Genomic DNA, 22,905 nt, shown 5'->3' on the forward strand with positions numbered 1-22,905 from the left:
GGTCAATACTAGGCTTGTAGGCTGCGACCGTTTCGGTTCGTAGGGCCTACGCCTTTTTTTGCAGACTGTTGTCCCTGAACTGAATTGCGTGAGGAGAAAGGTATGCTGATTCTGACTCGTCGGTGCGCAGAGAGCCTGATTATTGGCGATGGCGAAATCACCGTGACCGTGCTCGGCGTCAAAGGAAACCAAGTGCGGATTGGCGTCAACGCCCCGAAAGAGGTCGCGGTGCACCGAGAGGAAATTTACCTGCGTATCAAGAAAGAGAAGGACGACGAACCAAGCCATTAATTTTTATCGTTTTTTATGTTTGCAAACGGGGATGAAGGTGGTTAATATACGCCCCGTGTTGCGGAGAGCTGGCCGAGTGGCCGAAGGCGCTCCCCTGCTAAGGGAGTACACCTCAAAAGGGTGTCGGGGGTTCGAATCCCCCGTTCTCCGCCATTATTTATTTAGTGCGACGTAATCTGGCTTTATCGGTAAGTTATTGAAATTACTGAAAAAAAGCGCTTTACAAAAAGATTCGGCGACCTATAATGCGCGGCAACAAATGCACTCGTAGCTCAGCTGGATAGAGTACTCGGCTACGAACCGAGCGGTCACAGGTTCGAATCCTGTCGAGTGCACCATTTAAGAGTTTTTTGCAGTGATGCAAATAACTTGGCTTCAACCAGTTGTGATCTGGTATAAAACCACAACTTGCACTCGTAGCTCAGCTGGATAGAGTACTCGGCTACGAACCGAGCGGTCACAGGTTCGAATCCTGTCGAGTGCACCAAACACCAAAAAGCCCGCGTTTAACGCGGGCTTTTTGCTGTCTACGATTTGCCTTTCACGCACCCTTTCTCATCGAACACGATCTCTGCGCTGCGACCTTTTTTCGCTTTGTAGGTATATCGCGTGCTCGAATTCCTGATTTTGACCGAGTCGGGTCTGCCCAGGGCGCTTTCCACGTCCTGCTGGCTCATGCCACTGACGACTCGCTGGTTCATGATCGCTTCGCGGCGTTGCCTGGCATTGAGCAGGTTGCCACAGCGGTCTTCGAGTTGGCCGACAACAGTCGGTTCCTTGCGGTTGGCTTTGTTGCCGAATGTTTGCCGAAACTCTGCTTCGGGCAGCATGGCCTCTGTCATTGGCTCGGCCCTGCCCGGGCTGGTCGGATGGATCTGCTGAAGTGACAGGGTTTCTTCCTGTCGGCAACTCAGGGTGGTAAAGGTCACGTGCCCGGCGGTATTTTCGCAGCGATGCACGCTTTGCCCGGCAGCCCCCAAAGGCAGGCAGGGCAGGGCAGCGAGTAAAAACAGGTAGCGACTGACGAGCATCCTGACGTCCTCCTTGACGGTGAAGAAAAGAAGGTTAGCCGCTACATTTTTACCGGGGCGTGTGTTTTCTTTTCAGGATAAGTCGTCGTAGGCATAGAGGTTCAATCTGCGTTCAGGTATGTCTCGCAAGCGCTTGTTCTTGCCATGATTTTTTAACGTTTTAAAGCGTCAAGCGGTGTATGATTGCGCCCGTCAGCCCCGCCGGGGCTTGTGGAATATCCCATGGACTTACCCAGTAGTTACTCAATATCTCGTTTTACCAATCATGAACTGACTGATTGATCCTTCCGGCGTGCTCCACTGCTGGGAGTGGAGTTCGCCTATGACCGAAATAGAAGTAAAGAAAACGCAGGAAAGCCTTCAGGATCGCCTTGCTCAAGTCGTTGAGCTGCTGCATCGCCAGCGGGTGGTCGAAGACCTGACGCATCGCCAGGAAGGCCCGCATCACGACCTGGTCGAGAACCTGGTCCACCGGCAGAATCTCGTCGAGCTGCAACGCAAGCTCGATGACCTGCACTCCGCCGACGTCGCCTACATCCTTGAAGCCTTGCCGCTGGAAGAGCGTCTGACGGTCTGGCAGTTGGTCCAGGCGGATCGTGACGGTGACATCCTGCTTGAAGTGTCCGACTCGGTTCGTGAAACCCTGATCGCTGACATGGATGATCACGAGCTGCTGGCGGCGGCCAAGGAAATGGACGCCGACGAACTTGCCGACCTTGCGCCCGAACTGCCACGGGACGTTATCCACGAACTGATGGAAACCCTCGACGGCCAACAGCGCGAGCGCGTGCGTTCGGCGTTGTCCTATGACGAGGAGCAGGTCGGTGCGCTGATGGACTTCGAGATGGTGACCATCCGTGAGGATGTCAGTCTTGAAGTGGTATTGCGTTATCTGCGCCGTCTCAAGGAGTTGCCGGGGCATACCGACAAGCTCTTTGTGGTGGACTACGACGGTGTGCTTAAGGGCGTGCTGCCTATCAAGCGATTGCTCGTCAATGATCCGGAAAAGCAGGTAGCCGAGGTCATGGCCAGTGATCCGGTGAGTTTTCATCCGGACGAAGATGCCTACGATGCGGCCCAGGCGTTCGAACGTTACGATTTGATTTCTGCGCCCGTTGTCGACAAGAACGGCAAGTTGATCGGCCGTCTGACCATCGACGAAATGGTCGACCTGATTCGTGAGGAGAGCGAAAGCGAAGTCCTCAATATGGCCGGTCTGCGCGAAGAGGAAGACATCTTCGCCTCGGTCTGGAAGTCCCTGCGTAACCGTTGGGCCTGGCTGGCGGTCAATTTGATCACGGCTTTCATCGCGTCCCGGGTGATCGGCTTGTTCGAAGGCTCCATCGAAAAACTGGTGGCCCTTGCGGCGCTGATGCCTATCGTTGCGGGGATTGGCGGTAACTCCGGCAACCAGACCATTACCATGATCGTCCGCGCCATGGCGCTGGACCAGGTCAGTACCGGCAATACATCGCGATTGATGCGCAAGGAACTGGCCGTGGGCTTGATCAACGGTCTGGTTTGGGGTGGTGTGATCGGCGTGGTGGCATACCTGCTGTATGGCAGTTGGTCGCTCGGAGTGGTGATGACCGCCGCGATGACGCTCAACTTGTTGTTGGCGGCCTTGATGGGGGTATTGATTCCCATGACCCTGGCTCGAATGGGGCGTGACCCCGCCATGGGGGCCAGCGTGATGATTACCGCCATGACCGACAGCGGCGGATTTTTCATCTTCCTGGGGTTGGCGACGATTTTCCTGCTCTGATTCGCGCTTCAAGAAAGCCCGCCAATTTGGCGGGCTTTTTCGTGGGCGCCGGAAATCTCTGTCACCAAATGCCAGGCAAAAAAAAGCCAGCACAAGGCTGGCTTCAATATCTTGGATGCTATCAGGACGCGTCTGCGGTCATTTCTACGTCATGGGCAATCAGCGAAACTAGAGCGTTTTGCTGGCGATGAGAGAGTTGTCGGAATCGTTGAAGCAGCTCGCGTTCATGCAGTGACAGCTCTGGGCTGTCCAGTCGCATGCTGAGCTCTTCACCCAACGCACCTTCCTGAATAAGGCTTTGCTCAAGGCGCGCGATGATTTCGGAGTTCATGCTGCGGTGATGATTGCGAGCCACCTCGGCAATGCGTTCCCGCATTCCGTCTGGCAGACGTACGACGAACTTGTCAGCCGTACGGCTGGAATAAATTGCCTGTTTCATTGGGCGCATATATTTAACCGGTTAGTTCAGGGGAGCGGTTCTCGGGATTGGCCGCAGGATGTCGATAGGACAAGCCCCTTAGCCAAATGTTCAACCTGAATTGTTAAGAGGCCCGCATCATGCCTCAAAATTGCCAGATCATTGGCGCCAATTCTGTGACAAATATTGATCCGCGTAAAGGCGTTATGCCAGTACCCTTCGTCAAAAATGCGGACTGGTTGGAAAAAATTCCAGGTCCGCATCTTGTGACCACTGCATCGTGTCGATGTGCCATACCGTCTGGCGGATAACCATGACGCAGGCGGCGGCGCGATGCTGTCCTTGTATTGTATAGGATAGTGGCGATTTGCCGATTTACTAGAATGAGCAGGGTGGGCCAGATGAGCGGCGGTCCGGTCCAGGCTCTTCGATGGGAGACTTGGCGAACGGTACATTTGCCTACACTTAAAAAGCCATGGACGACATGACAAACGCCAGGCTGACCGTTAACATGCACGCCGTCCAACGCACCGCGTTTCTCGTGGTCGACTTGTGTCTCAGTAGCTCAATTGGATAGAGCATCCCCCTCCTAAGGGGAAGGTTGGCAGTTCGAACCTGCCCTGGGACACCATCATTCTCCAGCCCTCCAGTGGTTTGCCTCTCTTGCGCCAAATCCCCTTGGTCGGTACGGGCGTCGATTCCTTCATCGCGAAAAAATCCACCCCGTACAGGTCCGACCAGACGATTTCTGTCGGTGCTTTCTAATGCGTCCTGTGAGACACGTCTCTTTTTTGAGCAGAAAGTTTCCCCTCCTTTGAACCGAAGGCGATATGCCGGGTCTGGTGTGCGCGTAGTTTTGCGCATTAGTAGCGTGAGTATTTTCGGAGTCAGCCTGGACTTTCCGGCGTTCCCCGAAATGAGAAGACCGATTTCCGGTGCTTTGTCTGCTCGCCAGTTTGCTGCCATTTCCGTATCGAGGGATCGAACATGTTCTCACCCGCCCATTGGGCGAGGTCGTGCCTGGCTTTGCTGTGCCTTTCTCCGCTAACACTTGCCTACGCTGCGCCGACACCCGGCGACACGGACCTGATCCGCGAACGCCAGGATCGCTTGCTCGAAGAGCAGCGTCGACGCCTGGAAGAACTCAAGGAATTGCCTGGCAAGGCGGCGAAGCCGACTCAGCCAACTGCGCCTGTGGACACCCGTTGCTTCCCCATCAAGACCATCGAAATCAAGGGCGCCGACAGTCTTTCGGCCAGTGAGCGCGAACAACTGCTCAAGCCCTATATCAACCAATGCCTGGGCGTGCCACAGCTTAACGAGCTGCTCAAGGTCATCACCGATTACTACCTGGAAAAAGGCCTGGTCACCAGTCGTGCCTATTTGCCGCAACAGGACCTGTCCAGCGGTCACCTGCAAGTGCTGGTCGTTGAGGGCCGGCTGGAAGGGCTGAAGGGTGCCGAGGGCAGTGGCCTGTCCGAGCGGGAACTGGCCATGAGCTTTCCCGGCAAGGCGGGCGATTTGCTCAATCTGCGGGACATCGAACAGATGGTCGACCAACTGAACCGTTTGCCATCCAATCGCGTGCAGATGGAGTTGGCGCCGGGACAGGATCTCGGTGGCAGTGATGTGCTGGTCAAAAACACCCCGCAAAAGCCTTGGCGCGTTGGCCTGGCGCGGCATAACGATGGCCAGAAGAGCACCGGCGAACAGCAATGGGGCACCTCCTTCGACTGGGACAGCCCGCTGGGCCTGGCCGATCAACTGGCCTTGCGCGGCGGCCACGATGCCGTCAGCGATCACCAGAAAACCTCGCGCAATGCCATGCTCTATTACAACCTGCCATTTGGCTGGTGGAACCTGAACTACAGCTACAGTCAGAGCGAGTACCGCGCCCTGGGCCAGGCCAACGGCTTCAATTTCAAGCAGAGCGGTGACAGTCAGAGCCATCAGGTGCGCCTGGAGCGGGTGGTCCATCGCGACGCGGTGAGCAAGACTTCGCTCAACACCGGCTTGGCGTACCTGCGCACTAACAACTTCGTCAACGACAGCAAGCTCGGTAACAGCAGCAATCGCATCAGCGAGGCGCAGTTCGGCATCAACCATGGACGACGGGTCGGCAATGCATTCGTCAACCTGGACCTGGGTGTACAGCAAGGCATCGGCGCTTTCGATGCCCAGGGCGACGACGATCCGGGCCCCGGGCAGGCCGACGCCCGCTATCGCAAATACACCGCCACCGTCAGTTACCTGCAGCCCTTCATGCTGGGCGGTGAATCCTTCAGTTTCAGCAGCTTGATGACCGGTCAGCGCAGTGAAGATGCGCTGTTCAGTCCGCAGCGCATGAGCCTGGGCGGACTGGCGTCGGTCCGAGGCTACAAGGACCAGACGCTGTCCGGCGACAGTGGTGGTTACTGGCGCAACGACCTGCGCTGGAGCCGCCCGGTGACGCTGGAGTGGCTGCGCCCGGTGTTCGCCGAGTACGGCACCAGCCTTGGTTATGACGTGGGGGTGATTCGCGGTAATCGCTACAACGGCGACCAGCACGGGCGCATGTCGAGCAATTCGGTGGAGTTGTTCGCCCGCGGTGAGCACCTGACGGCCAGCGTGACCTTTGCCCACTCCTTGGAACGCCCGGATGCCCTGACCGAGCGCGAAGCGCCGATCTATTTCCGCGTGGATTCCTTTTTCTAAATACAGCCTTTTTAAAAACTGCTGCAACGAGACTTGATCATGGACGACCGTCAATACGCCTTCCTGGCCCGCCAGCCTTCTGCTGCCGTGCAAACCCGCGAGCACTTCTGGGGCATGCCCAAGCGCGGCCTGGCGTTCCTGTTGGCCAACGTCATGTTCTGGCAGCCGATGTGGGCCCAGGCGGGCGGCATCGTGGTCAGCGCCCCGGGCACCAGCCTCGGCCAGGCCGGCAATGGCGTGCCGGTGGTCAACATCGCCAAGCCCAACGGCAGCGGCCTGTCCCACAACCAGTTCAAGGATTACAGCGTCGGCAGCAACGGCGTGATCCTCAACAACGCCACCAACGCCGCCCAGTCCACGCAACTGGGCGGGATCATCCTCGGCAACCCGAACCTCAAGGGCACGGCCGCCAAAGTCATCCTCAACGAAGTCAACGGCGGCAACCCGAGCCAGCTGCGTGGCTACACCGAAGTGGCGGGGCAGTCGGCCCATGTCATTGTCGCCAACCCTTATGGCATCACCTGTAATGGTTGCGGGTTTATCAATACCCCGAAGGCGACCCTGACCACCGGCAAACCGATTATCGAAAACGGTCAGTTGAGTCGCTATCAGGTCGACCAGGGCAGCGTTGCGATCGAAGGCGCAGGCCTCAACGCCAACAACGTCGACCGTTTCGAAATCATCACCCGCAGCGCGAAGATCAATGCCGAGATCCAGGCAAAGAATCTGACAATTATTGCCGGTCGTAACGACGTCAACGCCGATACCCTCAATGCCACCGTCCGTGCCGACGACGGCAGCGCCAAACCGCAACTGGCCATCGACTCCTCGGCCTTGGGTGGCATGTACGCTGGCACCATCAAACTGGTGGGCACCGAGGCCGGGGTCGGGGTCAAGCTCGACGGCAAGATGGTCGCCAGTGGCGGTGATATCCAGCTTGATGCCAATGGTCATTTGAGCTTGGCGCAAACCACGGCGGCAGGCGCCGTCGAGATCAAGGCTCAAAGCCTGGACGCCCAAGGGACGATGTATGCCGGCAGCCATGTTCAGGTGACAACCAAGGGCGCTCTCAGCAACCAGCGCGCTATCGCGGCGCGCGAGAAGGTCACGCTGACCACCGACGGCCAGCTCAACAACCTTGGCATCATCGAAGCAGGCGTCAACGTCGATAACACCCGCAACCAGATTGGCGATGTCGTGCTGACCGCGGCGAACATCGACAATCGCGGGCAGAACGTGATCGCCAGTCGCGACTTGAAAGCCACGACCACGCAGACCCTCGACAATCGCGGCGGCACTTTTTCCGCCGGCAAGAGCCTGACGCTCGACAGCAAAGACATCGACAACCGCGCCGGCACGCTGGTCAGCCAAGACAACATTCAAGCAGTGGCCACTGGAGCCTTGGATAACCGCGATAAAGGGATCATCGTCAGCGACGGCGAGCAGACTCTGATCGCCGGGACGCTAAAGAACAGCGCAGGCGTTATCAGCAGCCACAACTTCCTGAAGCTCGAAGCGAAAACCCTGGATAACAGCGGCGGCAAAATTGCGTCCGACGCCGCACTGACCCTTGGGGGTGGTAGCGCTGAAAATAGCGCAGGACAAATCACCAGCCAGGGTGATCTCGTTGCCACGCTGAAAAGCTTCAACCAGCAGGACGGCAAGGTGGTCAGCCAGGGGAAACTTACCCTGACCGCAGACCGCATCAACAACAGCGACGATGGCTATATCGCCTCGGTCAAGGCCATGAGCCTGACCGCTCACCAGCAACTGTTCAATAACAATGAGGCGATCATCAGCACCGAACAGGGGCTGACGATCAACGGCGGTGGTCTCGATAACACCAAAGGTAGCCTGCTCAGCCAGGGTGACCTGAAGGTCGATATCACCGGGGATTTCGTCAACCGGGATGGCAGCGCCATTACCCAGGCCGGGAACGTGGATGTCGAGGCGAACAGTCTCGATAACCGTGGCGGTGTTCTTGCCAGTGTTGGCGGTTGGCTGAAAGCTGAGTTGAACAAGGTGTTGGATAACGGCGAGTCGCTCACCTCCGCTGGCGAGGCCGGGTTGATCCAGGCGCAGTCCGTCAATCTCGATGCGAAACAAGCGGTGCTCAACAATGGTGGGCAAATCTCGGCCTTGTCCGGGAGCGCCGAGCTCACTACCGCTACGTTCGAGAACCGCAACGGTGCAGTGCTCGCCAAACAGGCCCTGACGGTGCGTGCCCAGGATCTGGACAACAGCGACGGACGCGCCGCGGCAAACACCGTTGATTTCGGGTTGACCGGGGCGCTGAACAACCAGCTCGGTCTGGTCGAAGGTTCCAACGGCCTGCTGATCACGGCCGTATCGATTGATAACCAGGGCGGTAAGTTGCGCTCAGTGGGCAAGCTGGGGACCGCGACGCTAACGGTTGATCAACTGCTGGACAACCAGGGCGGCGTCATTGAAGCGGCTACCCAGGACCTGTCCTTGCAGATGGCAGGCTTCAAGAATGCTGACGGCAATGTTCGTCATGTGGGCACCGGCATGTTAGGCGTGGACCTGGCCAGGTTCAGTAACATCGGCGGCAGCCTGATGACCTCAGGCACCCTGACCGTCGACGCGGCGCGTTGGGACAACAGCTCGGATATCCAGGCCAATGTCCTGAACCTGAAGGTGGACCAGCTCAATCAGACCAGCAGCGGCAAGTTGGTCGCGGTGCAAAGCCTGCTGGCCACGGGCGGCACCTGGAATAACGCGGGCACCATCAGCAGCGACGTTGATTTGGATCTGAAGCTGACCGGCGCTTATGTCGGTACCGAAAACAGCCGCCTCAGCAGTGTCGATCAATTCGATCTGAGCGCCGCCAGTATCGATCTCTCCAGCGGCTCGCGCCTGGCTGGCGGTGGCACCACCACCGTCACCAGTCTCGGTGCATTGAACAATGCCGGACGGATCACCGGCGGCGGCAAATTCTCCCTGGCCGCCACGAGCCTGGTCAATACAGGCACACTGGGCGGCGCCGACACCGTCGAACTGGTTGCCAACGAGGCGCTCAACGATCGCGGTCTGATCTTCAGTGGCGCGGACATGGCCCTGCGTTTCAACCGCTTCACCAACTATCGTGCGGACGTCTACAGCCTGGGGGCGTTGAATGTCGCGGCACGAGATGGCGTCGCTCGCAGCACGTTGCTGGAGAACATCTCCGGCACCCTTGAATCGGCCAAGGACATGTCGCTGCGCAGCGACACCTTGATCAATCGCAAGGACGTTTTCTCCACCACCGATGAGCTGGTGTCGGGCTCCATCAGTGTCAAATGTTATGACTGCGGTGGTGACCACCACAACGTCGACTATATAGCCCGGGAGACCTACCAAAGCGCAGTGCTTGAAGACTCGGCCAGTGCCACCCTGATGAGTGGGGCGAAACTGACCGTTGATGGCTCTGCGGTGACCAACCAATACAGCGTGATGGCCTCGGCCGCCGACCTGCTGATTACCGCAGACAACTTCGCCAACGTTGGCGCCGTTTCCGGGACCAGCGTCAGAACGCGGACCTGGAATACCGGCCGGGTCACCGATGGCACCGATGAGCGTTTCCGCGCCAGGATCATCGTCCCTTACAACGCCCAGGCCAATCCGAAACAAGTGCCGGTAGATGCGCTCAACTCCTTCCGTCAGATAGGCGACATCACCACCGTGACGCCTGGGGAGTCGCTGGCGCCCGCGGTTGTTCAATCGGGCGGCGACATCAGCATCCAGGCTACCCAGCGGCTGGAGAACAGCAGCATCGTGCAGTTCCAGGCGCCGCAGGCCGGAGCGACCAAGTCAGCGGCCACCGATGTGGCCGACGCCGCACAGCCAGCAGTCGTGGTGCTCAACCCGCAGCTACCGCCTGATCTGGCCCAACAACAAGTCAACCCGACCACCATGCCCGGGTTCACCTTGCCGACTGGCGAGAATGGCTTGTTTCGTGTCGTCGACAGCGCGGCCGCAGCGCAAAACAGTCATGACCAAAGCCAGGCCACTGTCCAGGGTTCGGCCGCCAGCCGGGTCATCATCGGCCCGAAATACCTGATTGAAACCAACCCCGCGCTGACCGACCTCAAGCAGTTCATGAGCTCGGACTACCTGTTGGGCAACCTGGGTTATGACCCCGACACCAGTTGGAAGCGCCTGGGCGATGGCTTGTACGAGCAACGCCTGATCCAGCAAGCCGTGATCGCCCGCACCGGCCAACGCTTTCTCGATGGCCAGACCTCCGACGAAGGCATGTTCAAGTACCTGATGAACAACGCCATCGCCAGCAAGGAACAACTGAACCTGGCCGTTGGCGTGACCCTGACTTCGCAACAAGTCGCCGCGCTGACCCACGACATCGTCTGGATGGAAGACCAGGTCGTCAATGGTCAACATGTCCTGGTGCCGGTGCTTTACCTGGCCCAGGCCAACAACCGGCTGATGGCCGATGGCGCGTTGATCCAAGGCAAGAACCTCACCCTGATTGCAGGCACCGACCTGAAGAACGCCGGGACGCTGCGTGCCAGCGAGAACCTCTCGGCGGCGGCCGGGAACAATCTGGTCAACACGCGCCTGGCCGAGGCTGGTGAGCGGCTCAAGTTGGTCGCGGGCAAAGACCTGGTCAACATGCAAGGCGGCATCCTCAAGGGCAAGGACGTCGAGCTGTCGACCTTGACCGGCGACATCCGCAACGACCGGACCATTAGCACCATCGAAAACAGCGGCAAGGGCTTCAGTTCGAAGACCTCCGTTGTCGACAATGCTGCGCGTATCGAGGCCGGTAACAATCTCACCATGCGTGCAGCGGGCGATTTGCTCAACGTGGGCGGCGCGATTACCGCGGGCAACAACGCGGACTTGAGCGCGGGCAACGACGTTGTCATCTCCGCGGCTCGCGAAGAAAGCGGCTCGATGCGCCAGGACAAACGCCACTTCTGGGAGCAAAGCCAGACCGTTCAGCACGCCAGTGAGGTCAAGGCGGGTGGCAACCTGAACGTCACCGCCGGCAACAACCTCACTGTTGTCGCCAGCCATCTCCAAGCCAAAGGCGATATCAACCTGAGCGGCAACGATGTCGCCCTGATCTCGGCGGCGAACGAGGAGTCCAGCGAATACCGCTACAAGCGCAGCGGCAAGAAGATCAACAAGGAAGAGGACCATGTCTCGCAGCAGGCGACCACCCTCGATGCTGGGGGGGATGTAAGGGTTGCTGCGCACAATGATCTGTTGATGGTCGCGAGCAAGATTGCGGCGGGTAACGCGGCCTATTTGGTGGCGGGGAAGCAGCTGAGTCTGTTGGCTGAGCAGAATCGTGATTACTCGCTGTATGACATGAAGAAAAAAGGCGGTTGGGGCAGCTTGAAGATGCGGCGCGATGAGGTGACACAAATCACCCATATCGGCAGCCAGATCCAGACGGGAGGCGACCTGACGCTCAAGAGTGGCGATGACCAGCGCTACCAAGTCGCCAAGCTGCAAAGCGGGAAGGACCTGATACTGGAAAGTGGCGGCGCCATCGTCTTCGAAGGCGTGAAGGATCTGCACGACGAAAGCCATACGAAGACCAATAACAATGCGTTCTGGAACTCCGCTAAGGGCAAGGGTAATACTGACGAAACCCTGCGCCAGACGCAGATGGCGGCGGCGGGCAATATCACCATCAAGGCAGTCGAAGGTCTGAAGATCGACATCAAGCATGTCGATCAGAAAACGGTCAGCCAGACCATTGATGCGATGATAAAAGCCGATCCGCAACTGGCCTGGATCAAGGAAGCCGAGCAGCGCGGTGACGTGGACTGGCGGCAAGTAAAGGAGATCCATGAGTCCTTCAAATACAACACGTCGGGCTTGGGGCCGGCTTCACAACTGATCATCGCCATTGCCCTCGCGGCCGTTATGGGGCCGATGATGGCTGGCATGAATACCATGGTTCAGGCCGGAGCAATCAGCGTCGCGACCAAGGCGACGGTCAGTACCATCGACAACCGAGGAAACCTCGGCGCGATTGCCAAGGACGTTACTTCCAAGGAGAGCCTGAAAGGGTATGCCGTCTCGATAGCTACGGCAGGGGTTGCCCAAGGGCTTGGCTATGACGCTAGCACGGTTGGCTTCAATGCCGAGAGCGTAAAGACAGTCGCTATGAAAGTGGCTGCGGATGCTGCGATTAAAACAGCGGTGTACGGAGGCAGTTACCAAGACAACTTAGCAACTTCGTTGGCTGGAACGGCGGCCAGCATTGGTGGAGCGTATGGCGCCGGAAAAATCGGCGACTTCGGTCTGGCCGAAGGCAGCTTGGAAGCGATTCTGCTTCATTCGGCCTTGGGCGGATTGATGGCGGAAGTCATGGGAGGAGACTTCCGTACAGGAGCAATAGCGGGCGGGGCAAACGAGGTTCTTATCGGTTTGCTGGGGGATACGCTCCTGCCCTCGCATCTGGAGCCCGGTACACCTGAATACACTCGGGCCCAAGAGAATCTGGTCGCACTTTCAAAAGTTGTCGGCGTACTAGGCGCTGCGGCATCCAATGGAGATCTGGACGTTGCCGCGCAAGTGGCGGAAAACGGCACGCGTTACAACTTCCTCGGAGACCACTCCCAAGCGGAGCGAGACAGAGCTCTCAAGGAGTATGAAGAAACCAAGAGCCTGGACGCCGCCAAAAAGATGATGGTGCTCCAAGGCTCGGACCAGCGTAGCGATGCGTTGTTGGAGCGTTTTCACACCGATCCCGCGTCGCTTTCTCCGGCAGAGAAAACAGAGCTGGGCGCTTATCTTCAGGTCTACGGCTACGAGCAAAGCCAGGAACACGGGGTGGAGGCTGCTCGCACGAGCATCAATAATCTGCTTAAAAACGGACCGGATCCATACCGAGACTACCCGTATGCGGGCGGTACTACCCAGGAGCGAATTGCCTACGCCGACGACCTGAGAGCTCGGGACGGCGTGTCGGTGGCCAACATCTTTTGGTCCAGGGACCAGAGCGCTAGCGAAATGCTGTACCGCGATGCTGAGGGTTACCTGCGCATCAATCGTGAAATGCAGGCGATGAGTGACGTGGGGTCACCTGCTCTGTATTTCCTGACCGGAAATCTCGGCACTACGATTCGGGTCGCAGCTGCGGCGAATGGTGCACTCCAAGCAGGACACGGTGCGGGCCAGGTCTACGATGGTGATACGTGGAATGGCATCGGCAACATTGTGGTCGGCGCTATGAATGCGGCGAGTCTTGGGGTGCCGAGGATTGGGGCATCTGGACGGGGTAGTGCGAGTCAAGGTGCTAAAGACTCTGGCAGTTCCAGTGTGCCTAAAGTTCCAGCCGACCCTGTAGTAGTGCGCAGCGACAATGATTTTTCTTTATCTGTGGGGGGAAATGGAAAGCCAAAGGCCTACATTAAAGAGAATGGCGATTTGGTACCCCCTAATCTTGAGGGGACAGGCAGCATTCAGACACATGTGCGCGGAGGCGGTTCTGAAAATTCTCCGTACATTTCTGTGACCGACCCGAGAGTGTCATCCAATCCTAAAGATTACGGCTCTCAAAAAATAGAAATCGACGTCAAGCGATTGCAGCAGGATATAGATTCTGGTGTATTACCAGACACAAAGTTTTTGAGCAATCGTGAGGTCGTTGCTGAGCTTCAGGCTAGGGTAAATGCCGCGCGGAATAAATACACAAGCAACCCCAGCCCAAAAAATGAGACTTCATTGAGCAGGGCGGAGTCAGACCTGGTGAACGTGATGCGTGATGGTGAGTGCTTGATCAAGGGTTGTGTACCGGCCGGCTATATTAAATTCATTCAGAAATAGGGTTCATTGTGGATCGGAAAACCTACGACCTACTCCACGGCATACCGGATCATGCTGATTATGCCGCCGAGGCAGGTGAGCTGGATGCCGAAGATATACCGCAGGAAAGAATGACTGCAGTGTTGGATTTGCTTCGCAATTCAGATGATGATGTTGTGCGCTTCGAAGCTGCAAAATTGTTGACTAGCTGGGGGATTTTCGAGGGGTTGGTTGCATTAAGCGAAAGCATGGAAAAGCCGGAACTTATCAAAAATACCTACCCCCACAGGTTGCATGGATACGATGATACTTATCGCCAGATCCTCATGGCTGTAACCATGTACTTCGCAAATATGGTCGACAGGGGACAAAGGGAAGTCGCTAGGGCTCAAGTTTTTTTACCACTGTCTACTATCATCGAGTTGGCAGGAACGGAACCCTTTGAAATATCTGACGCTTTCGCCTTCTTAAAGCGTGAGCGGTATCCGGAGTACATCCCGTTTGTTAAACAGCACCTCAGCTCGATAATAGATCGCCCCGAAATACATCAATGGAAAATCTACGACGCTATGGAGTTTCTGATGGGGGTCGAGCCAGAATTCGTTATGTCTCTGCTGCAACTGAGAAACAAGAGCATCGAAGATTTTATGCCGCGGCAACGTAGCTGATTTAAGCGAGGCGTTGATGGCAGTAGAGGGGGCAGCTTGTTTGATAAGCGAAGGGGGGCGTGACATACCTATAGCGGCGCGAGGACTGCTTGCGCAGCCCTGCGGGAGCAAGCTCCCTTGCCACGAGAGCCAGTTGATTAATCAATTGGTGGAGGTTATAGCGGGCACCACGGGTCTTCCCCGTTTGCGCTTTCCAGGATCTTCGGAAAGTTTCGCGCGAATCCCCAGCCTGAAGCCACGGCGGTCATGGTGGTTTTGCAGGCGGGGTTCTTTTCCGAGACGATCAGGTTCATATAGAACTGGCTTCCGTAAATTGTTGGCGCCCACAGCACCATGTCACTTCTTTCGGCGTTCCGGTCGACTTTCAATTGAATGGTGTTGACGAGTCTTGCGCCGGTGTTGAGCTCGGTTACTTGGGGGTGGAAGCAGTGGTTCAGGTAGCCTTGCACGCGTTCTTCCACCACCGCCCGCTCTTGCGTCAGGCAATACTCGGGGCTGGTTGTGCCGGTGTTCAACAGCTCATCCTTGGAATATGGATGCAGCGAGCAGCCGCCCAGTAACAGAAAAACGACTCCTGTAAATCCCTTGTACAAATTCAAGCTCCTTCTAGAAACGGCGGTTTACCAAAGCGGATTGCGGCAAGGCGGCGGGCGGGACTATACGCAATTTTTTCGGCCTGGAACGACTAAACCAGCTCGCCGTAGGAACCGACGGAAAGAATATTCCCCATTGACTTGTAGGACATTTCCTAGAAAATTCCAGTCCCTTGCGCCTGCTGATTCCGGTGCCTAGTCTTTGTCCACCGCTGCCAATTAGCGGTCGGGTTTAGCAGCTCGGAATCACGTTAGGCGCATGGCAACTGCCTTCAATGCGGGCATTTTTGTTGCCCGAATTCTTATGGCAGCTATGCGCAGGGCATCCTCGGGTGCGCCGGTTTCCTAACGTACCGGTCTGCTAACCTGCGCACGGCTGCCACCCACTCGTTTAGCAGCGGACGTGGCGGCTCCCACTTACGTTAGGGGTATTCCATGGACAAACTCATACCAGACCCTCCCGTTCCCCCGCTGCATCTGGACATCGCAGCCGACGCCAACGCCGAGCGTGTCATCGATTCCTATCTGAACCCCAAGCCCGCCCAGCCTGACAAGAAGCCATCCCCCGACCAGCTATTCACTGTCGTGGAGGGCATTGATGCTGAGAGCCTACAGTCCCTAACCCAAGAGCTGGCCTTTTGTTAAGGGCTGAACCGCCCAACCAAGCTGTTCAAGGTCACGGCCAGGCAGAGGTTAACCATGTCCCCGGTCCACCTGTTCCATGCCCGGCAGGTAGCCGATGGGTCCCGGAACCACCTCACACAATCTCTTAACGGAACGCCATTTCCTGCCGATACCCTGATGAGCCCTGTTTTCTATCGCGTTTCGGCGCGCGAAAACGGCTAGCAATGCGCGCCACACCGGGCGGTGACACGGCGTTTCGTTGTTTTGCCATTGGGTGCATCTTTTTACTTGCCTGGACATCCTCGATGCTGGCGTACCACCAAAAAAGTTTTCTGATCGTCGATGATTTCTCGGATTTCCGCAGTTCCGTCCGGTCCATGTTGCGTGAGCTGGGCGTCAAGGACGTGGACACCGCTGACACCGGTGAAGTGGCGCTGCGCATGTGCTCGCAGAAGCGCTATGACTTTATTTTGCAGGATTATCACCTGGGCGACGGCCGCAAGAACGGTCAGCAGGTGCTGGAAGACCTGATGGTCGAGAAGCTGATCAGCCATGAAAGTGTGTTTCTCATGGTGACGGCTGAAAGCAGTCAGGCGATGGTGCTCAGTGCGCTGGAGCATGAGCCGGATGCGTACCTGACCAAACCGTTCAATCGCTCGGGGCTGGCTCAGCGGCTGGAACGGCTGGAGCAGCGCAAGACCCTGCTCAAGCCGATCCTGCAAGCCTTGGATCGTGGCAAGCCGATGGAGGTGCTCAATGCCTGTATCGCCCTGTGCAAGCAGGATCCGCGCTACGGGCCGTTGTGTCTGCGTTATCGGGCTGATGCGCTGCGGGACCTGAACCAGAACGAAGCCCTTGAGCGGTTGTACAACACCATCCTGGCTGACCGTCCTTTGCCGTGGGCTTATGCGGGGCTGGGGAAGTTGTTGTTCAAGCGTGGCCAGGTGGGGCAGGCCAAGGATGTTTATGAGAAGGCCTTGAAAGTATTCCCGATGATGCCGGCGTTGTATGACGGGATGGCTGAAGTGTTGGTGGCCGAAGGCGATACGAAGCAGGCGCAACACGTGCTGGAAGAGGCGGTTCGTCTATCGCCACTGGCGGTGCGACGGCAGTCGCTGCTGGGCAAGCTGGCAATGACCAACGAAGATTTCGAGACCGCGTCCAAGGCCTATCGCCAAGCGGTGGGGCAGGGCGCACAGTCGCGCTTCAAGGACCCGGAAAGCAACCTGGGCCTGGCTCATGCACTGATCAGCAAGGGCAGCGAAAAAGGCCTGGATACCCGCACTCGGCTGGAAATCAACACCACCCTCAGCGCCGTGGCCAAGGAAAATCTCAACGATCCTGGGTTGCAGGTGCGTGCGCGGTTGATGAAGGCCACGAGCCTGTTGCTCAACGATGCCGAAACCGCCGAAAAGCTCACCGAGCAGGCCTTGCAGCGCCTCGACGGCATGGAGCAGTTCATGAGCGCCGAGGCCGCGTTGCTGGTGGCCAAGCAGTTGCAGATGCTCGGCCAAACCAGCGCCGGCGAGTCGATGCTCAAGAACTGCGCGGAGATCTATGGCGATGATCCGACGGTGATGCAAGGCATCGCCAAGTTGACCGACGATCCGAATATCCTCAATCAAGGCAATGCCGCCGCCGAGCTGAACCGTGAAGGTGTGCGCGTCTACAAGACCGGCGCGTTGCCCGAGGCGCGAGAGCTGTTCCGTCGAGCCCTGAAGATGCAACCGAAGAACATCAGTATTGCTTTGAACATGGCGCAGTCACTGTTGCATGGCACCGATACCAGCGTGGAATCGGAGCTGCTGCAGGAGTGCCGCGCCTGCCTGAAACTGGTGGGCATGATGCCCGACACCGATGCGCGTTTTGCGCGTTATCAGAAACTGCGAAGCAAGGCATTTGGCGATGAATGACAGCGAACAGGCTCTCGATTTTTCCACGGTGATCGCGTCTACCGTGCACGACATGAAAAACTCCCTGACCTTGCTCATGCAGGCTCATACCCAGTGGCTTGAGCGTTTGCCCGAATCCGAGCGGCAGACCTCGGAGCAGGGCGTCATGGAGTTCGAGTTCGCCCACCTCAATGGCCTGCTGGTGCAGTTGCTGGGGTTGTACAAGCTGGGGGTCAACCAGTTGCCGCTGCATCCGGCCTATCACGAGCTGGATGACTTTATCGAGGCGCAACTGGCCGGTCATCAGGATGTGTTCCGCAGTCGCGGGATCATGGTCACCTACGAGGTCGACCCGCTGAGCCCCCTGGGTTTTTTCGATCGTGAGCTGATTGCGTCGGTGCTCGATAACAGCATCAACAATGCCATCCGCCACGCGCGCCAGGCGTTGCTGATCAGTGCGAGCGACGAGGCCGGGCAACTGGTGCTGACCATCAATGACGACGGCGAAGGCTACCCGGCCGAGATGATCGAGCGTCAGGCCGAGTATGTGCAGGGCATCAATCACAGCAGCGGCAGCACCGGACTGGGCTTGTACTTCGCCGCGCGGATTGCCGGGTTGCATCAGCGTGGCGGCCTGTGCGGGCGTACCGAGATTGCCAATGGCGGCGCGTTGGGCGGGGGCGTGTTCCGGATTTATCTGCCCTGAGCCTGCCCGGCACTCATAAATCTGTCGACACAACCCCCCCTGTGGGAGCGAGCCTGCTCGCGATAGCGGTGTATTAGTCAACTCAGCATTGGCTGACCCGACGCCATCGCGAGCAGGCTCGCTCCCACCCAGTATTCCAGGGCTTGTTGTTTATTGTCTTGGGCCGCTTGATATTCCGAACACCCGAAGCCTATTTTGTACGGGTTGCCGTTAGCGGCTCGCACATAACAAGGATTGCGTCATGACGACCGATGGCCAGTGTTCACTCGCGCAGCGACTGACGGGCATTGATGAGATTGAGTGTGTCACCCCGGATTTGAATGGCGTGCCACGAGGCAAGGTGATGACTGCCGAGGGCTTCCTCGAGGGTCGACGGTTGCAGATGGCGCGGGGTGTGCTGTTGCAATGCATCATGGGCGGTTATCCGCCGTCGCGTTTTTATGGCAGCGACGACGGCGACCTGGCGCTGGTGGCCGACCCGAAACACATTCATCGCTTGCCCTGGAGCGAACAGCCGCGAGCCTTGGCGATTTGCGACGCTGATGAGCTGACTGGTGAAAGCTCCCGGCTCTCCACGCGCGGTCAGCTCAAACAGGTTATTGCTCGTTATGCCGCCCTCGGCCTGGCGCCCGTGGTGGCGACCGAGCTGGAATTTTTCGTGTTCGCCCCCAACCCGGACCCGACCCAGCCGTTCCAGCCGCCTATGGGCCTGGACGGACGGCGTGAAGACGGTCACTCGGCGTTCAGCATCAGTTCCAATAATGGCCTGCGACCGTTCTTTAAAGAGGTCTATGCATGCATGGCGGCGCTGGGCTTGCCCCGCGACACCTTCATGCATGAAATGGGCGTGAGCCAGTTCGAGATCAATCTGCTTCACGGCGATCCTCTGTTGCTGGCCGACCAGACGTTCCTGTTCAAGCACCTGCTCAAGGAAGTTGCCCTCAAGCACGGCCTGACCGTGGTCTGCATGGCCAAGCCCCTGGCCCATACGCCGGGCAGTTCGATGCATATTCATCAGAGCGTCGTCGAGCTGGACAGCGGCCGCAATGTGTTCAGCGATGAAGCGGGCGAGCCGACGGCGGCGTTCCGGCATTTCATCGGCGGGCAACAGGCTGGCATGGCGGATTTCACTGCGCTGTTCGCGCCGAACGTGAATTCCTACCAGCGCCTGTGTCACCCGTTTGCGTCACCGAACAATGCCTGTTGGTCCCATGACAATCGTTCGGCCGGGTTGCGGATTCCCGCCAGTTCGCCAGCGGCCCGTCGGGTCGAGAATCGCTTGCCGGGTGCCGATGCCAACCCCTATCTGGCGATTGCCGCCAGTCTGGCTGCGGGGCTTTATGGCATCGAAAATCGCCTGGAGCCGAGTGCCGCGATCCAGGGCGAATTCCAAGTGCCGGACAATCTTTCGCTGCCATGTACCTTGCATGCAGCCCTGGAACGTCTGAAGCGTAGTCATCTGGCGAAGGAACTGTTCGGTACGGAGTTCATCGAAGGCTACATCGCTTCGAAGACCATGGAGCTGACCAGCTTCTTTGATGAAATTACTCCCTGGGAGCGGCGTGTTCTAGCGGCCCAGGCATAACCAAACGTCGCATTCGGGCTATCTTCTAAATAGCCCGTACTCATCTCAAGGAGCCGCTCGGAACGCCGATGCGCCAAATCTGGAAACCTTTTCGAGCGCTGTATTTCGCCTCGCTGATGATGTTGATCGGCTCGGGCCTGCTGAGTACCTACCTGGCCTTGCGCCTGGCTGCCGACAATGTCGACAGCCTGTGGGTCGGTGCGCTGATGGCAGCCAACTATTTCGGCCTGGTGCTGGGGGGCAAGATCGGCCACCGGCTGATCGCCCGCGTCGGGCACATCCGGGCTTATTCGGCCTGCGCCGGGATTGTCGGTGCGGCGGTGCTGGGCCACGGCCTGGTGGATTGGCTGCCGGCCTGGATCGTGCTGCGGGTAATTGTCGGCCTGGGCATGATGTGCCAGTACATGGTGATCGAGAGCTGGCTCAACGAGCAGGCCGATGCCAAGCAGCGTGGCGTGGTATTCAGTGGTTACATGATCGCTTCCTACCTGGGCCTGGTGCTGGGTCAGTTGATTCTGGTCATGCACCCGGCCTTGGGGCTTGAGTTGCTGATGCTGGTGGCGCTGTGCTTCGCCTTGTGCCTGGTGCCGGTGACACTCACCCGGCGGATTCACCCGGCGGCGCTGCACCCGGCGCCCATGGAGCCGCGCTTTTTCATCAAGCGAGTGCCGCAGTCATTGAGTACGGTGCTGGGCTCGGGGCTGATCGTCGGTTCGTTCTATGGCCTGGCGCCGCTGTACGCTTCTCAGCAGGGGCTGTCGACCGAGCAGGTTGGTCTGTTCATGGGTAGCTGCATCTTTGCCGGATTGCTGGTTCAGTGGCCCCTGGGCTGGCTCTCCGATCGATATGACCGGGCGCTGCTGATCCGCTGCTTTGCGCTGGTGCTGACAGTCTGTGCGCTGCCGTTGGCGATATTGCCGACGGTGCCGTTGGAGGTGCTGTTCGTCGCGGGGTTCTTCTGTTCGCTGGTGCAGTTCTGCCTGTATCCGTTGGCGGTGGCGTTTTCCAACGACCACGTCGAAGCTGATCGAAGGGTATCCCTGACGGCCATGCTGCTGGTGACCTATGGGGTTGGCGCCAGTATCGGGCCGCTGGTAGCGGGGGTGCTGATGAAGATGTTCGGCAGCCAGATGCTCTATGCCTTTTTTGCCTTCTTCGCCCTGGTGCTGGTGTGGCGAATCCGGCCGAAGGCGGTGACCAACCTGCATCAGGTTGACGACGCACCGCTGCATCACGTGGCGATGCCGGACAGCATGTCGAGTTCGCCTCTGGTGGCGTGCCTCGATCCCCGGGTCGACGAACAAGTGGTGCAGGAGCAGATGCACGTCGATCCTGTGCCGACGGAAGAACCGGCCGAAGAGCCCGTCATGGAGGAAGTTGTCGCCGAAGAGGCCAGCGACGAGCCGTCGAGCCCCGATTTCACTCAGGCCAGGCCTTGAGCCAGTCATAAAAAAAACGGGCAGTCACCGCAAGGGACTGCCCGTTTTTTTACGTGTCGAAAATCAGAGGTCGTCTTTGTCGAAACGACGGGCTTCGCGCTGTAGCTGATACACGAAACGCTCAACCTGCCGTTGCACCAGGCCGCTGATGTTGTGGAAACGTACGCCGGCGAAGGTGGTGTTGATCCTTTCTTCGAAATGCAGATAGCGCAGTTCGACCGGTGCGGTCATGTTGCCGAAGGGCAATGCCGCGATAAAGCGCTCGTAGACCTGGCCCAATTGCAGGCGTGCGGTAATGTCACCTTCGAAGCGCAACTTGCAGCCTGTGGCGGAAATATCCAGCAGCTTGCCGTCAACCGGTGACTTGAGTTTGTCACCGCCCAGCTCGACGCTTACCAGTTGCGCCAGCTTGAGGGCGGCGCGGAAGGCGTTGCGGCGTTGGTGGTAAACCACTTCGTCAGGCAAGGCGCCGCGATAGCAGCGGCCGTCGCTGGACTCATCGATGGTCAAAGGGCCGTTGCTTTCCCACGCGATGCGCACGCCATCATGGAAACCCTCGACACGAAACGGCTCGCCCGCCAACAGGAAGCGTTCGCCGTCCCGGGGGATCATTTCATCCAGGGCTAGGGCGTTACGCTCCCGGTCGACATCGACCAGATAGCTCTGGAAGCGCTGGCTGCGTTCGTGGAAGGTGATGATCAGCGGGTCATGGCTATCTTGCAGCATCCGCAGGTTGCCGGAAATTTCCAGGGGCGTGGCGAGGACCTTGGGCGGCTGCGGAGCATCATCCGCGTTTGAGGCATTGAACACGGTGGGTCAATCTCCAGGCAAAATACGACGAGTAGCCAGCATTTTGCCAGCATGTGTCGCGCGTTGATAGAGCGCCGGCACTGTTCGTTTCATGCCTGGCTGAGCGGGCGGTGCTTGACCATCTTGGCGGTCGAACCGCGAGCGTCATAGAGCGTCGGGATTTCACCGCCGTTGAGAATGCGCAACTGGTTGGCGGTGGCGGCTTGCTGAACCTGGATCGACTGTCCGTTGCGAATGTTGGCGGCCTGGCATTGAGCGAGCAGGTCGTTGAGCACTTCACTTTGGGACAACAGTTGATCGCCCACCGACGACTGGCTGGCCAGCTGCTCAAGGCCATCGCGATTGGCGGGCAGGTTGAGGCTGGCGAGGATCTCGCTGCGCTTGCGGCCATGCTGATCGAGCAGAATGATCAATGCCTGTTTCTGCGCCAGGATATTCTCCAGCGACGGCATGTCGCGACCGTGCAATGCCAGGGACTCGGCCTGCAATAGCTCCAGCAATTGTTGCGCCGGGGCAAAGTCGTCGGTGATCAGTTGCAACAAATTAGTGTCGTGCATGGCTGGCCTTAGGTCTTAAGCGTCCAAAAGCCTGGCGCAGGCGTTGG

General features: G+C 58.2%; 15 protein-coding genes and 4 tRNA genes. 14 read left to right on the top strand and 5 right to left on the bottom strand.

Annotation, left to right across the window (positions count from 1 at the left end):
• Nucleotides 1-102: 102 nt before the first annotated feature.
• The 4 genes from csrA to HQ912_RS07825 all read left to right on the top strand — a co-directional run bounded on the left by csrA (nt 103) and on the right by HQ912_RS07825 (nt 778).
• Complete coding sequence (gene csrA, locus HQ912_RS07810; protein WP_003178872.1) at nt 103-291, top strand: carbon storage regulator CsrA; 189 nt, start codon at nt 103-105, stop codon at nt 289-291.
• Between the two features lie 62 nt (nt 292-353).
• A tRNA-Ser gene (locus tag HQ912_RS07815) sits at nt 354-444 on the top strand.
• A 108-nt stretch (nt 445-552) separates the two neighbouring features.
• Nucleotides 553-629, top strand: a tRNA-Arg gene (locus tag HQ912_RS07820).
• A gap of 72 nt (nt 630-701) precedes the next feature.
• Nucleotides 702-778, top strand: a tRNA-Arg gene (locus HQ912_RS07825).
• Between the two features lie 40 nt (nt 779-818).
• On the opposite strand, the gene HQ912_RS07830 is transcribed toward HQ912_RS07825, so the two are convergent.
• Nucleotides 819-1,322 (bottom strand): cell envelope protein SmpA, encoded by a 504-nt coding sequence (locus HQ912_RS07830; protein WP_107321726.1) that lies wholly within the window; start codon nt 1,320-1,322, stop codon nt 819-821.
• A 322-nt stretch (nt 1,323-1,644) separates the two neighbouring features.
• Here HQ912_RS07830 and mgtE point away from each other — a divergent pair, with 322 nt between their 5' ends.
• Nucleotides 1,645-3,087, top strand: a complete 1,443-nt coding sequence (gene mgtE / locus HQ912_RS07835) for a magnesium transporter (protein ID WP_047228773.1) — start codon at nt 1,645-1,647, stop codon at nt 3,085-3,087.
• 121 nt (nt 3,088-3,208) lie between these two features.
• On the opposite strand, the gene HQ912_RS07840 is transcribed toward mgtE, so the two are convergent.
• Nucleotides 3,209-3,535, bottom strand: a complete 327-nt coding sequence (locus HQ912_RS07840) for an Arc family DNA-binding protein (RefSeq protein WP_047228772.1) — start codon at nt 3,533-3,535, stop codon at nt 3,209-3,211.
• 524 nt (nt 3,536-4,059) lie between these two features.
• On the opposite strand from HQ912_RS07840, the gene HQ912_RS07845 reads away from it, so the two are divergent.
• From HQ912_RS07845 to HQ912_RS07860, 4 genes are all read left to right on the top strand, one after another.
• Nucleotides 4,060-4,136: transfer RNA gene (locus tag HQ912_RS07845), tRNA-Arg, on the top strand.
• 356 nt (nt 4,137-4,492) lie between these two features.
• Nucleotides 4,493-6,199 carry a ShlB/FhaC/HecB family hemolysin secretion/activation protein gene (locus HQ912_RS07850; RefSeq protein WP_047228771.1) on the top strand — a complete coding sequence of 569 codons (1,707 nt, stop codon included), beginning with the start codon at nt 4,493-4,495 and terminating at the stop codon, nt 6,197-6,199.
• Nucleotides 6,200-6,238: 39 nt separating this feature from the next.
• Nucleotides 6,239-14,005 carry a DUF637 domain-containing protein gene (locus tag HQ912_RS07855; RefSeq protein ID WP_107321727.1) on the top strand — a complete coding sequence of 2,589 codons (7,767 nt, stop codon included), beginning with the start codon at nt 6,239-6,241 and terminating at the stop codon, nt 14,003-14,005.
• An 8-nt stretch (nt 14,006-14,013) separates the two neighbouring features.
• Nucleotides 14,014-14,652: a hypothetical protein gene (locus HQ912_RS07860; protein WP_047228770.1), complete on the top strand. Its 639-nt coding sequence runs from the start codon at nt 14,014-14,016 to the stop codon at nt 14,650-14,652.
• Between the two features lie 155 nt (nt 14,653-14,807).
• Here HQ912_RS07860 and HQ912_RS07865 read toward each other — a convergent pair whose 3' ends face one another.
• Complete coding sequence (locus HQ912_RS07865; RefSeq protein ID WP_047228769.1) at nt 14,808-15,245, bottom strand: hypothetical protein; 438 nt, start codon at nt 15,243-15,245, stop codon at nt 14,808-14,810.
• 435 nt (nt 15,246-15,680) lie between these two features.
• On the opposite strand from HQ912_RS07865, the gene HQ912_RS07870 reads away from it, so the two are divergent.
• The 5 genes from HQ912_RS07870 (at nt 15,681) to HQ912_RS07890 (ending at nt 21,491) form a co-directional block, all read left to right on the top strand.
• Nucleotides 15,681-15,890 (top strand): hypothetical protein, encoded by a 210-nt coding sequence (locus HQ912_RS07870; protein ID WP_223194580.1) that lies wholly within the window; start codon nt 15,681-15,683, stop codon nt 15,888-15,890.
• A gap of 284 nt (nt 15,891-16,174) precedes the next feature.
• On the top strand, nt 16,175-17,782 hold the full coding sequence (locus HQ912_RS07875; protein WP_047228768.1) for a tetratricopeptide repeat-containing response regulator: 1,608 nt from the start codon (nt 16,175-16,177) through the stop codon (nt 17,780-17,782).
• Nucleotides 17,775-18,467, top strand: a complete 693-nt coding sequence (locus HQ912_RS07880) for a sensor histidine kinase (protein WP_047228767.1) — start codon at nt 17,775-17,777, stop codon at nt 18,465-18,467. The genes HQ912_RS07875 and HQ912_RS07880 overlap by 8 nt, the downstream gene beginning before the upstream one ends.
• 343 nt (nt 18,468-18,810) lie before the next feature.
• Nucleotides 18,811-20,052 carry a glutamine synthetase family protein gene (locus HQ912_RS07885; protein WP_160893199.1) on the top strand — a complete coding sequence of 414 codons (1,242 nt, stop codon included), beginning with the start codon at nt 18,811-18,813 and terminating at the stop codon, nt 20,050-20,052.
• Between the two features lie 68 nt (nt 20,053-20,120).
• Nucleotides 20,121-21,491, top strand: coding sequence for an MFS transporter (locus HQ912_RS07890; protein ID WP_173406650.1), 1,371 nt, complete (start codon nt 20,121-20,123; stop codon nt 21,489-21,491).
• Nucleotides 21,492-21,554: 63 nt separating this feature from the next.
• Here the strand turns inward: HQ912_RS07890 and HQ912_RS07895 are convergent, their stop codons facing one another.
• Both HQ912_RS07895 and HQ912_RS07900 read right to left on the bottom strand, forming a co-directional pair.
• Nucleotides 21,555-22,301 (bottom strand): flagellar brake protein, encoded by a 747-nt coding sequence (locus HQ912_RS07895; protein WP_047228764.1) that lies wholly within the window; start codon nt 22,299-22,301, stop codon nt 21,555-21,557.
• 89 nt (nt 22,302-22,390) lie between these two features.
• Nucleotides 22,391-22,858 carry a flagella synthesis protein FlgN gene (locus HQ912_RS07900; RefSeq protein WP_047228763.1) on the bottom strand — a complete coding sequence of 156 codons (468 nt, stop codon included), beginning with the start codon at nt 22,856-22,858 and terminating at the stop codon, nt 22,391-22,393.
• Between the last annotated feature and the right edge of the window lie 47 nt (nt 22,859-22,905).

Origin of the sequence: Pseudomonas sp. MPDS, from assembly GCF_013283895.1 — a bacterium.
GTDB classification, from domain to species: domain Bacteria; phylum Pseudomonadota; class Gammaproteobacteria; order Pseudomonadales; family Pseudomonadaceae; genus Aquipseudomonas; species Aquipseudomonas rhizophila.

Bases quoted from the DNA above. Each gene is read 5' to 3' on its own strand.
- csrA (WP_003178872.1), top strand. From the start codon at position 103: ATGCTGATTCTGACTCGTCGGTGCGCAGAGAGCCTGATTATTGGCGAT.
- HQ912_RS07830 (WP_107321726.1), bottom strand. From the start codon at position 1,322: ATGCTCGTCAGTCGCTACCTGTTTTTACTCGCTGCCCTGCCCTGCCTG.
- mgtE (WP_047228773.1), top strand. From the start codon at position 1,645: ATGACCGAAATAGAAGTAAAGAAAACGCAGGAAAGCCTTCAGGATCGC.
- HQ912_RS07840 (WP_047228772.1), bottom strand. From the start codon at position 3,535: ATGCGCCCAATGAAACAGGCAATTTATTCCAGCCGTACGGCTGACAAG.
- HQ912_RS07850 (WP_047228771.1), top strand. From the start codon at position 4,493: ATGTTCTCACCCGCCCATTGGGCGAGGTCGTGCCTGGCTTTGCTGTGC.
- HQ912_RS07855 (WP_107321727.1), top strand. From the start codon at position 6,239: ATGGACGACCGTCAATACGCCTTCCTGGCCCGCCAGCCTTCTGCTGCC.
- HQ912_RS07870 (WP_223194580.1), top strand. From the start codon at position 15,681: ATGGACAAACTCATACCAGACCCTCCCGTTCCCCCGCTGCATCTGGAC.
- HQ912_RS07875 (WP_047228768.1), top strand. From the start codon at position 16,175: ATGCTGGCGTACCACCAAAAAAGTTTTCTGATCGTCGATGATTTCTCG.
- HQ912_RS07880 (WP_047228767.1), top strand. From the start codon at position 17,775: ATGAATGACAGCGAACAGGCTCTCGATTTTTCCACGGTGATCGCGTCT.
- HQ912_RS07885 (WP_160893199.1), top strand. From the start codon at position 18,811: ATGACTGCCGAGGGCTTCCTCGAGGGTCGACGGTTGCAGATGGCGCGG.
- HQ912_RS07890 (WP_173406650.1), top strand. From the start codon at position 20,121: ATGCGCCAAATCTGGAAACCTTTTCGAGCGCTGTATTTCGCCTCGCTG.
- HQ912_RS07900 (WP_047228763.1), bottom strand. From the start codon at position 22,858: ATGCACGACACTAATTTGTTGCAACTGATCACCGACGACTTTGCCCCG.